The organism is Pseudomonas sp. 5C2 (genome assembly GCF_034314155.1).
GTDB lineage: Bacteria > Pseudomonadota > Gammaproteobacteria > Pseudomonadales > Pseudomonadaceae > Aquipseudomonas.
Map to the genome: position 1 here is coordinate 1,136,731 of NZ_JAVIWH010000002.1, position 10,703 is coordinate 1,147,433.

Annotated in this window: 7 protein-coding genes; all 7 read left to right on the forward strand. The window is 58.4% G+C overall.

Annotated features, from left to right (window positions below):
• Positions 1-32: 32 nt before the first annotated feature.
• The 7 genes from lexA (at position 33) to RGU44_RS05925 (ending at position 10,660) form a co-directional block, all read left to right on the forward strand.
• Complete coding sequence (lexA, locus tag RGU44_RS05895; protein ID WP_322179357.1) at positions 33-650, forward strand: transcriptional repressor LexA; 618 nt, start codon at positions 33-35, stop codon at positions 648-650.
• The gene (gene imuA, locus RGU44_RS05900) at positions 650-1,267 is read left to right on the forward strand and encodes a translesion DNA synthesis-associated protein ImuA (RefSeq protein WP_322216127.1); all 618 of its coding nucleotides are present in this window, start codon (positions 650-652) and stop codon (positions 1,265-1,267) included. Before lexA ends, imuA begins: the two co-directional genes overlap by 1 nt.
• A gap of 7 nt (positions 1,268-1,274) precedes the next feature.
• The gene (locus tag RGU44_RS05905) at positions 1,275-2,690 is read left to right on the forward strand and encodes a DNA polymerase Y family protein (protein WP_322179355.1); all 1,416 of its coding nucleotides are present in this window, start codon (positions 1,275-1,277) and stop codon (positions 2,688-2,690) included.
• On the forward strand, positions 2,687-5,797 hold the full coding sequence (locus RGU44_RS05910; RefSeq protein ID WP_322179354.1) for an error-prone DNA polymerase: 3,111 nt from the start codon (positions 2,687-2,689) through the stop codon (positions 5,795-5,797). Before RGU44_RS05905 ends, RGU44_RS05910 begins: the two co-directional genes overlap by 4 nt.
• 199 nt (positions 5,798-5,996) lie before the next feature.
• Entirely contained in the window at positions 5,997-8,297 is a 2,301-nt protein-coding gene (locus RGU44_RS05915; RefSeq protein ID WP_322216130.1) for an Orn/Lys/Arg decarboxylase N-terminal domain-containing protein, read from the forward strand.
• Positions 8,298-8,358: 61 nt separating this feature from the next.
• Positions 8,359-9,699 carry a putrescine-ornithine antiporter gene (potE, locus tag RGU44_RS05920; RefSeq protein WP_322179352.1) on the forward strand — a complete coding sequence of 447 codons (1,341 nt, stop codon included), beginning with the start codon at positions 8,359-8,361 and terminating at the stop codon, positions 9,697-9,699.
• A 55-nt stretch (positions 9,700-9,754) separates the two neighbouring features.
• Positions 9,755-10,660 (forward strand): amino acid ABC transporter substrate-binding protein, encoded by a 906-nt coding sequence (locus tag RGU44_RS05925; protein WP_322179351.1) that lies wholly within the window; start codon positions 9,755-9,757, stop codon positions 10,658-10,660.
• Positions 10,661-10,703 lie beyond the last annotated feature (43 nt).

A 10,703-nucleotide genomic window follows, 5' to 3' on the forward strand; every position in this document is an offset into this window, starting at 1 on the left:
GCGCTGGTCAGAAAAGCCTGAAAGGAGTACAAATGTACTCCATGAGCCTATTAAGCCCCCGACGTGCTGCCATCCTGACCTTCATCCGCGACCGTATCGCGCAGCAAGGCCAACCGCCGAGCCTGGCTGAAATCGCCGAGGCCTTTGGTTTTGCTTCGCGCAGTGTGGCGCGCAAACACATTTTGGCCTTGACCGAGGCCGGGCTGATTGAGGTCACGCCTAATCAGGCTCGCGGTATTCGTCTGATGGACGCCGTACGAAAACCCGAACTGCTAGAAATTCCCGTGCTGGGGCGTGTCGCCGCCGGTGCGCCGATTGGTCCTGATGTCGGTACGCATGACACTTTGCTGCTGGATCGCGCAACGTTCTCCCGGGTGCCGGATTACCTGCTGCGTGTGCAGGGCGATTCAATGATCGAAGACGGTATTCTCGACGGCGATCTGGTCGGCGTGCACCGCAGTGCCGAGGCCCAGGACGGGCAAATCGTCGTCGCGCGTCTCGACGGCGAGGTCACCATCAAGCGTCTGGAAACCCGGCCGGGCGAATTCCGTCTGCTGCCGCGAAATCCGGCTTATGCGCCGATCATCGTTCATCCTGATCAGGACTTTGCCATCGAAGGTGTCTTCTGTGGTTTGGTCAGGCGCGGATGATGGGCGCGGTCGTCAGCCTGGACGCGCTGCTTGATGAGCGCCGGGTCTGGAAAGGCCGACCAGCGGCGCAGCCCGTCAGCGCGCACCCTACCGGGCACGCGGCGCTGGATGCAGCATTGCCTACGGGCGGTTGGCCAGCGGCGGCATTGAGTGAAATTCTGGTGGCTGCCGACGGCAGTGGCGAGTTGCAGTTGCTCTGGCCGGCCTTGGTCCGACTGGCTGACAGCGGCGAACGCATCGTGTTGGTCGCGCCGCCTTATGTTCCCTACCCGCAAGCCTGGCAGGCCGCAGGCATCGATCTGCGTTGGCTGGTGATGGTCGATGCGAGCGCTCGGGATGCCTTGTGGGCGACCGAGCAATGTTTGCGCTCTGGCAATTGTGGCGCGGTATTGTGCTGGCCGAAGCACGTGGATGACCGGGCGTTGCGTCGCCTGCAAGTCGCTGCCGAAACCGGCCAGACCCTGGCTTTCGCCTGCCGCCCCGCGCAAGCGGCGATCAATCCTTCGCCAGCTGCGCTGCGTATCGCCATTGATGTGCGTCCCCGGCAGTTACGCGTGCTCAAATGCCGGGGTGGTCTGGTACCGCCGGCACCGATCCCGTTTCCCTTCGGGTCTTGAGGTTCGTATGCTCTGGGCCTGTGTAGTGCTGCCGCAATTGGCGCTTGATGGCGTCATGCGTCGTCGTCCTGATCCCGATGAACCCTTGGCGTTGCTGACGGGCACCGCACACCGCCGTGTAGTGCAGACGGTCAACCCGGCTGCACGCGCCCTCGGTCTGCGTCCCGGTCAATCGCTCACGGCAGCACAAGCCCTGGTACGCCAGTTTGCAACGGTCGAATACGATCCGGCCGAGGTCGAACGCTGGCATCGTTTATTGGCGGCCTGGGCTTATCGATTCAGCTCCCAGGTCAGCTTGAAATACCCCCGGGTACTGATGATGGAAGTCGGATCCAGCCTCAGCCTGTTCGGGCCTTGGCCCGTATTTGAAGCCCGCCTGCGCGAAGAATTGACCGCCTTGGGATTTAGTCATCGGATCGTGGTCGCGCCTAATCCTGCGGCGGCGCGAGTGTTGGCGAACGTGCACGACGGTCTCGCGGTGACGTGCCGCGAAACTTTACGCGAGGCACTGCAACAGATGCCCATTGATCGTGTGGGGCTGAGCCGCGAGGTGGCCACTGCTTTTTCGCGCATGGGCCTGCATACCCTGCACTCCGTGTTGGCGTTGCCGCGCAACACCTTGGCCCGGCGGTTCCCTGCACAAGTGTTGCAGCATCTGGACTCTCTGCTCGGCGAGCGTGCCTTGGCGCTGGATTGTTATCTGCCGCCTGATTATTTCGATCTGCGCATTGAGCTGAATTTCGACGTCGAATCTCATCAGGCATTGCTGTTCCCACTCAAGCGCTTGATCTCGGACCTGGCAGCATTTCTGGCCGGGCGCGACAGTGGTGTCCAGCGCTTTACTATTCATCTGGAACACATGGAAGGCAAGGACACGCTGCTGCCGGTCGGACTGCTCAGCGCCGAGCGCGATGCTGCCATGTTGTTTGAGTTGGCGCGTGGACGGCTGGAGCAGATTCAGGTTCCTTCTCCAGTGCGAGCGGTGCGCTTGTTAGCCCGCGATCTGCCCCGGTTCGTCCCGACCCACCGCGAATTGTTCGAGGAGCGTCCGCACCAGGCGCTGCCTTGGGAGCAACTGCGTGAACGCCTGCGTGCCCGTCTTGGCGATGAGGCGGTCAATGGCGTATACGCCCATGCGGACCACCGTCCCGAATGCGCCTGGCAAACGGGCAATGGACAAACGTCTGGTAGCCCGTTGTCTCTGTCTCCGCGCCCCGGCTGGTTGTTGCGCGAGCCTGTCCCTATGCACGAATCAGGCATGCGCATCCTCGCCGGGCCTGAACGCATTGAATCAGGCTGGTGGGACGGCGGCGACGTGCGACGTGACTATTACTTGATCGAAACCCACTCAGGTCAGCGGGCCTGGGCTTATCAAACGGTTGGAGAGGGCGACAGTCTACTGCTACAGGGGTGGTTTGCATGACCCCTTGCGCGTCTGCCAACGATGCTGGCTATGCAGAATTGCATTGCCTGTCCAACTTCAGCTTCCAACGCGGGGCATCCAGCGCGCGGGAGCTGTTCGAGCGCGCCAAACGCCAGGGTTATCACGCGCTGGCGATCACTGACGAGTGCACCCTGGCCGGTATCGTACGTGCTTGGCAGGCGTCCCGCGAGGTGGGATTGCCCATGATCGTCGGCAGTGAAATGAGGATTGAAGACGGCCCGAATATCGTACTGCTGGCAGAAAATCTCTGCGGTTATCAGGCGTTGTGTCGACTGATAACTCTGGGCCGACGCCGAGCGAAGAAAGGCGAATACCGCCTGCTGCGTGAGGATTTTTGCGAGCCGCTGGCCGGGTTGCTGGCGCTGTGGCTGCCAGAGCCATCAAGCGAGTCCGTTACCCATCATGAGCAGGGGTTATGGTTACGCGGCCTGTTCCCGGAGCGTCTGTGGCTTGCCGTCGAGCTGCATCGTGGTCCCGATGATAGCCAACGGCTGATAAGTCTTCAGGCATTGGCCCACTCATTGAGCATCCCGACCGTGGCCTGCGGCGATGTGCACATGCATGCCCGTGGCCGTCGCGCGTTGCAAGACACCATGACTGCGATCCGTCATCACACCACGGTGGCGGAGGCAGGGCATCGATTGTTCGCCAACGGTGAGCGCCATCTTCGGCCTGTAGCGACGCTGATTGAGCTTTACCCGCCAGCGCTGTTGGCGGAATCCGTGCACATAGCCCAGCGATGTACTTTCGATCTGGGCCAGTTGCGCTACGAGTACCCTCACGAACTGGTGCCCAAGGGGCAAACCGCTACGTCCTGGTTACGCCACATGACCGAACAGGGCCTGGGCCGACGCTGGCCCAAAGGTGCCCCCGACAAGGCACGAGAGCTGATCGAACGCGAACTGGGGTTGATTGCCGAACTGGGTTACGAAAGCTATTTCCTGACGGTTCATGACATCGTCCAATTTGCCCGTAGCCGCCATATTCTTTGCCAGGGTCGCGGTTCGGCGGCCAACTCGGCGGTGTGTTATGCCTTGGGTATTACTGAGCTCGATCCGGCACGCATGAACATGTTGTTCGAGCGTTTTATTTCCAGGGAGCGCAACGAACCGCCGGATATCGACGTGGATTTCGAGCATGAACGCAGGGAAGAGGTGTTGCAGTACGTGTTTCAGCGTTATGGCCGGGGCAGGGCAGCGATTACTGCGGTGGCCAGCACCTATCACGGTGCAGGCGCGGTACGGGATGTGGCCAAAGTACTGGGTTTGCCAACGGATCAGATCAACGCGTTGGCCGATTGTTTTGGCCGCTGGAGCGATAAACTGCCACCGCAAGAGCGCCTGCGTGAGTGCGGTTTTGAGCCGGACAGCCCGATACTGCATAGGGTCTTGACCTTGACTGGCGAACTGATCGGCTTTCCTCGGCACCTGTCACAGCATCCGGGGGGCTTCGTCATCTCCGAACAGCCGCTGGACACGTTGGTCCCGGTAGAAAACGCCGCCATGGCTGATCGCACCATCATCCAGTGGGACAAGGACGATCTGGACATGGTCGGGCTGCTCAAGGTCGATATCCTTGCGCTGGGCATGCTCAGCGCACTGCGCAGGACTTTCGATCTGGTGCGCCGCTATCGGGGTTACGACCTGACTCTGGCTACGGTGCCCTCCGAGGATAAACAGACCTATGACATGATCAGCCGCGCCGACACCGTAGGCGTCTTCCAGATCGAATCACGGGCGCAAATGGCGATGCTGCCACGCCTGAAACCCACGAACTTCTATGACCTGGTGATCGAGGTCGCTATCGTCCGTCCCGGCCCCATTCAGGGAGATATGGTGCATCCCTACCTGCGTCGGCGTAACAAAGAAGAACCGGTGACGTATCCCTCCGAAGCACTAAAGGCGGTCTTCGAGCGCACATTGGGCGTGCCGTTGTTTCAGGAGCAAGTGATGCACCTGGCGGTGGTGGCTGCCGATTACACGCCGGGGGAGGCTGATCAGTTGCGCCGTTCGATGGCCGCCTGGAAACGTCACGGCGGCCTGGAACCTCACCAAGTGCGCCTGACCCAAGGCATGCTCAAAAACGGCTACACCGCTGAATTCGCCCAGCAGATTTTTGAGCAGATCAAAGGGTTTGGCAGCTATGGTTTCCCTGAGTCCCACGCTGCCAGCTTCGCCCTGTTGACTTATGCCAGTTGCTGGCTCAAATGCCATGAGCCCGCAGCTTTTGCCTGCGCCCTGATCAATAGCTGGCCGATGGGTTTCTACAGCCCCGACCAACTTTTGCAGGACGCTCGTCGTCATCACATCGAGATTCGTCCGGTGGATGTGCGCTACAGCGAGTGGGACTGCTCGCTAGAACCGTGTGGCATCGATGCTTTTGCGATCCGTTTGGGCTTGCGCATGGTGCGTGGGTTTCGCGAGGAAGACGCGCTGCACATCGAAAAAGCCAGAGCGCTCAGCGCGTTTGTCGATGCCAGCGACCTCAGCCTGCGCGGACAACTGGATGCACGGGCCCGAGGGTTACTTGCCGATTCCGGTGCTTTGCGCGGCCTGCTCGGGCATCGACACCGCGCACGTTGGGAAGTGGCCGGCGTCGAGGCACAACGGCCATTGTTCGCGGATCAGTCCGCAACCGAGGAACCTTACGTGGCATTGCCACTGCCCACCGTAGGCGAAGACCTGTATGCCGATTACGCAACCGTCGGCACGACCCTGGGTCCGCATCCGCTGGCATTGTTGCGTCGTCAGCTCAATGCCCGGCGCTGCCGAAGTTCAAAGGAGCTGGTCGGTATCGAACACGGGCGCAACGTAAGCGTTGCTGGTCTGGTCACCGGCAGACAACGTCCGCAGACAGCCAGCGGCGTGACCTTCGTTACGCTGGAGGACGAACACGGGATGATCAACGTGGTGGTTTGGCGTGATCTGGCCGAGCGCCAACGCCGGGTGCTGGTGGGAGCGCAACTGCTGCAGGTCTATGGACGTCTGGAATCCAAAGACGGAGTGCGTCATTTGATCGCCGGTCGCCTGCAAGACTTGACGCCCTTACTGACCGGACTCGATGTGCGCAGTCGGGACTTCCATTAAATAAAAGAAGAGGGCGCCGATGTCACCCGCGAACGAGTTATTTCAATAACCTGAGTTATCTGACCTAAATCAAAAAAAACCGCGTTTTTATTGTTATTAGTTGAAGTCGGCGACCGGCTGCACTCCTTGCTGCGCGTCCCTTATCAAGGGCGTTAATTAGCGCTTATAACCCGTTTCACGACTTGAAATGGAGTGTGCAATGAGTACGGCTCGAAACCCTCTACCTGCCTATCTCGCCCACCGCTATCCCGTCATGATTGTGGTCAACCCTCAGCTGTCGGACCACAGCGTCGTTGTTCGCAGTGCCTTGGAAGTTTCTGACGCACTAAGGGCGCTGGACCTTGAAATAGAAACAGTAATGTCGCTTGAAGATGCCGAAATCGCGCTTACTGCAGACCCTGCTTATTGTTGCGTGATCTTGGGTTGGGGATTGTGTATCGCGAATATTGAGCAGGCTGAAAAAGTGATTCGCCTGATCCGTCGCCGAACCAGCAAGTTGCCGATCATGCTGGGAATGACCAGTGAGAACAGCAGTCATGTTCCGCTGGCGTTCGTAGAGGAAATCGATGGTTTCATCTGGCAACCTGAAGACAGTCCGGCATTCATTGCCGGCAGGATTGAGGCCGCAGCACGTCGTTACCTCGACACGATCCTGCCGCCATTCTTCGGTGCGATGGTGAACTTCGCCGAGACCTATGAATATTCATGGCACACCCCAGGCCATACCGGCGGCACCGCCTTCATGAAAACTGCCGTGGGCCGTACCTTTCTCGATTTTTACGGTGAACAAATGCTCCGGTCCGACCTGAGCGTTTCAGTCGGTCAGCTAGGTTCGCTAAACGATCATTCCGGACCTGTAGCGGCGGCAGAAAAAAATGCGGCGCGGGTGTTTGGGGCGGACTACACATTCTTCTCCGTCGGAGGCAGCTCGGCGAGTAACGAAATCATTCTGCATTCAGCAGTGACCGATGGCGATGCCGTGTTAGTTGACCGCAATTGCCATAAATCACTGAATTACGCGCTGAACATGTCTGGCGCTATTCCGTTGTACCTGCTGCCTCGCCGTAATACGCGGGGTTTGATTGGCCCTGTGCCGCTCAGTGAGCTGACGCCAGAAGCCATCGCGGGGAAGATATCCGCCAGCCCGCTGATTACGGATAAACAGATCCGGCCCGTGCTTGCAGTGTTGACCAACTCCACCTATGACGGTCTTTGCTACCACGTACAGACCACCACGCGCGAACTGAGCCAAAGCGTGGATCGCATCCATTACGACGAGGCGTGGTATGCCTATGCCCGCTTCAACTCGCTTTACGAAAACCGTTACGGCATGCACCGGGGTGAGCGGCACGCCGACGATGCCACCGTGACCGTGACCCATTCCACCCACAAGTTGCTGGCGGCCCTGTCACAAGCATCGATGATTCATATTCGTTCAGGAAAAGTGCCGGTCAAGCCGGCGCTGTTCAATGAAGCATTCATGATGCACACCTCGACGTCGCCGCAATACAGCATCATCGCCTCCACGGATGTGTCAGCAAAAATGATGGATGACGCTGGCGAATACCTCACCGATGAATCGATCGACGAGGCGATCACCTTTCGCCAGGCCATGGTTCGCTTGACTCAGCAAGTGGTGCAGCGCAACGCGACCGATTGGTGGTTTGGCGTCTGGCAACCGGACGACGTAGACGGCACGCCCTTTGCCGAGGTCGATCGGCAACGCCTGCATCAAAGTGATGCCTGGGTGCTCAAACCCGGTGCTCAATGGCACGGTTTCGGTGATTTGGGCAATGACTACTGCATGCTCGATCCGATCAAAGTCACCCTTTTGACGCCCGGTCTGGATTCGCAAGGTCAGCTACAGGCCTGGGGGATTCCTGCACCGTTGGTGTCTTCCTTCTTGTCCAGCTGCGGCACTGTCGTGGAAAAGACCGAGCCCTATTCCATCCTGGTGCTGTTCAGCATCGGCGTGACCAAAGGCAAATGGGGTTCATTAGTCGCCGCAATGATGGAATTCAAGAAGCACTACGACGCCAACACCGCACTGGAAGAGGTAATGCCCGATCTGGTCGCAGCGTATCCCGACAGTTATGAGGGGTTGGGGCTGCAGGATCTTGCGCAGCGCATGCACGACGAAATCGTTAGAAGTGGCCTGCTGCGCAACATGGACAAGGCCTTCACCTTGTTGCCGGACCCGGTGAGTACGCCACGCGCCACCTACGCCAAACTGGTCAAAGGCGACGTAGAGCAAATTGCCGTGCGCGATTTGCAAGACCGAACCGTGGCCGTACAGGTCGTGCCCTATCCACCCGGCATTCCGTTGATGATGCCGGGTGAAGCCGTCGGCGCCGACAAGAGGGCGATCATCGACTACCTGTTGGCGATGGAGCAGTTCGACGTCTGCTTTCCGGGCTTCGAGCATGACAACCATGGCATCGAGATCGAGCGCGACGCTCATCACGGGCTGACCTACAAGGTTTATGTTGTCAAACAATGATGCTTCATTCTCCCGCGTTCGGAGAATGCTCCGTGCGCAGATCGGGCACGAGGAGTCTGCAATGGCTGAGTCAAACAAAAAAATGAGTCTCATGGGCCTCACCACCCTAGTAGCGGTGAACATGATGGGCTCGGGAATCATCATGCTTCCTTCCAGCATGGCGCGCCTGGGTGCTGTCTCCTTGCTGTCCTGGATCATCACGGCCATTGGGTCCATGGCCATCGCGTATTGTTTTGCTCAGTGCGGCGTCTACTGTCCGCGTTCGGGAGGCATGTCAGCCTATACCGAGGAGGCGCATGGCAAATCGGCGTTCTTCCTCTGTTCATTCCTTTATTTTCTCTCCTTGGCCATCGGTAACGTTGCCATTGGCATCTCGGCGGTAGGTTACCTGACGCCATTTTTCCCCTGGCTCGGTTCTGGCGCTATCCCGCTATTCATCGGTTGTGTGGGTTTGATCTGGTTGACCACTGCGGCCAACTTCGGTGGCGCGAGCATCACGGGACGGTTGGGGGCTATTACGGTTTGGGGCGTGATTATTCCGGTCGCGGGACTGAGCGTTATTGGTTGGTTCTGGTTCGAGCCGAAGGTGTTCTCGGACGCCTGGAATCCGAATGCTATCCCGGTAAAAGACGCAATCACACAGAGTATTCCGCTGACGCTGTGGGCGTTTCTGGGGATGGAGTCTGCCGCGCAAAACTCGGATGCCGTGGATGACCCTAAACGCAACGTGCCTTTGGCCTGCCTTTTTGGCACGCTGGGTGCCGCCGTTGTGTATGTGCTGTCGACCACGGTTATCCAGGGGATCATTCCGAATGCGGAGTTGGCTAGCTCAAGTGCACCCTTCGCCTTTGTCTATGCACATATGTTCAACCCGTTAATCGGCAAGATCATCATGGCGTTGGCGGTGATGGCGTGTATAGGTTCACTGCTGGGGTGGCAGTTCACACTGGCACAAACCGCCAAGGTCACTGCTGATCAGGGCATGTTTCCGAAGCTGTTCTGCAGGGTGACGGCCGCAGACGCGCCGGTGGTTGGCATGATCGCCTGTGGGGTATTGCAGACGTTATTAGCGTTATCGACGATCTCACCCAATGCCAGCGAGCAGTTTGGCAAGCTGGTTAACCTGGCGGCGGTGACCAACTTATTGCCCTACGTGACGGCCCTGTCCGGCCTGCTGGTGATCATGTTCAAGGCTCAAGTCAGCCACAGCATCTATGTCCGAAATATCGCGGTGTTGATGGTTGCGATGGCTTATTCGTTCTACGCCATTTACGCCTCCGGTAAAGACGCGGTATTCGGCGCGTTCATCGTTTTGGCCATCGGCTATCTGGTCTACGGCTTCATTGCCAAGGGCTTCGTCAAAGCGCAACCGGTCAGCTCACCGGGTTCCGGCCAGGCGTGAGCCATTGCAGATGAAACATGGGTCTCGGAATTCGGAATAATGCGGGGAGCAGAATATGAAGCAGCGACTGTTGAATGGCGTCACCATCACCCTCCTGTGTCTGGCAGGAATGACACCCCTACAGAGCAGTGCCGACACGCTGTCGCGGATTCGCGGCAGCTCGGCCATCAACTTGGGGTACCTGCCAAACGCGTCCCCCTTCACGTCCAACGTGGACGGGAAAGCCAGTGGCTATGCGATTGAGTTGTGCAACCTGATTGCCGAGCGTGTCAAAGCCCAGACCCAACTGAGCAGTCTGGCCGTTCACTATGTCGAAGTCGCTGAGGGCAACGGGCTTGACGACGTGCGCCAGGGCAAGATCGATCTGCTGTGTACACCTGGCGTTGAAACCCTGGCAGCACGCAAGTCCGTCAGTTTTTCGGTGCCTGTATTTACTGCAGGCCTGACGGCGGTGGTTCGCAAGGACGCCCCGAATGATTTAATACGCGTACTCAATGGTGAAGTCGCCCATTCGGGTCCCACTTGGCGCGGAACGATCAATCAGGGACTGTCTCATCACACCTACGTGGTCATGGTAGGAGGTGTTACCGAACAGTGGATACATGAGCGGATCAAAACCCTCGGCGTGATTGCCGACGTGATTACAGTGAAGAACTTTGCCGAAGGTATTGATTTGATTGCGCGGAAAAAAGCCAGTGCGTTTTTTGCGGACCGAAGGGTGTTGCTCAGCTACGCGGCGAAAAGTAGCGCCGCCAATGAGTTGCAAGTGCTCGATACCCTGTACGACTTCGCGCCAATCGCCATGGCTGTAGATCGGCAAGATGAAGACTTTCGCCTCATGGTAGACAGTGCCTTGAGCAGTGTGTATCGATCAGGGGAGATATTGAATATCTACGCCAAGTACTTTGGAGGGACGAACGAAGTCAATGCCATGCTCTTCAAACTCTATGCACTCCCATGAAACATATCGGGGCAGCCCGCGCTGAGCGCTCGCTGCCCCATGG

Bases quoted from the DNA above. Each gene is read 5' to 3' on its own strand.
- potE (WP_322179352.1), top strand. From the start codon at position 8,359: ATGGCTGAGTCAAACAAAAAAATGAGTCTCATGGGCCTCACCACCCTA.
- RGU44_RS05925 (WP_322179351.1), top strand. From the start codon at position 9,755: ATGAAGCAGCGACTGTTGAATGGCGTCACCATCACCCTCCTGTGTCTG.
- RGU44_RS05910 (WP_322179354.1), top strand. From the start codon at position 2,687: ATGACCCCTTGCGCGTCTGCCAACGATGCTGGCTATGCAGAATTGCAT.
- imuA (WP_322216127.1), top strand. From the start codon at position 650: ATGGGCGCGGTCGTCAGCCTGGACGCGCTGCTTGATGAGCGCCGGGTC.
- lexA (WP_322179357.1), top strand. From the start codon at position 33: ATGTACTCCATGAGCCTATTAAGCCCCCGACGTGCTGCCATCCTGACC.
- RGU44_RS05905 (WP_322179355.1), top strand. From the start codon at position 1,275: ATGCTCTGGGCCTGTGTAGTGCTGCCGCAATTGGCGCTTGATGGCGTC.
- RGU44_RS05915 (WP_322216130.1), top strand. From the start codon at position 5,997: ATGAGTACGGCTCGAAACCCTCTACCTGCCTATCTCGCCCACCGCTAT.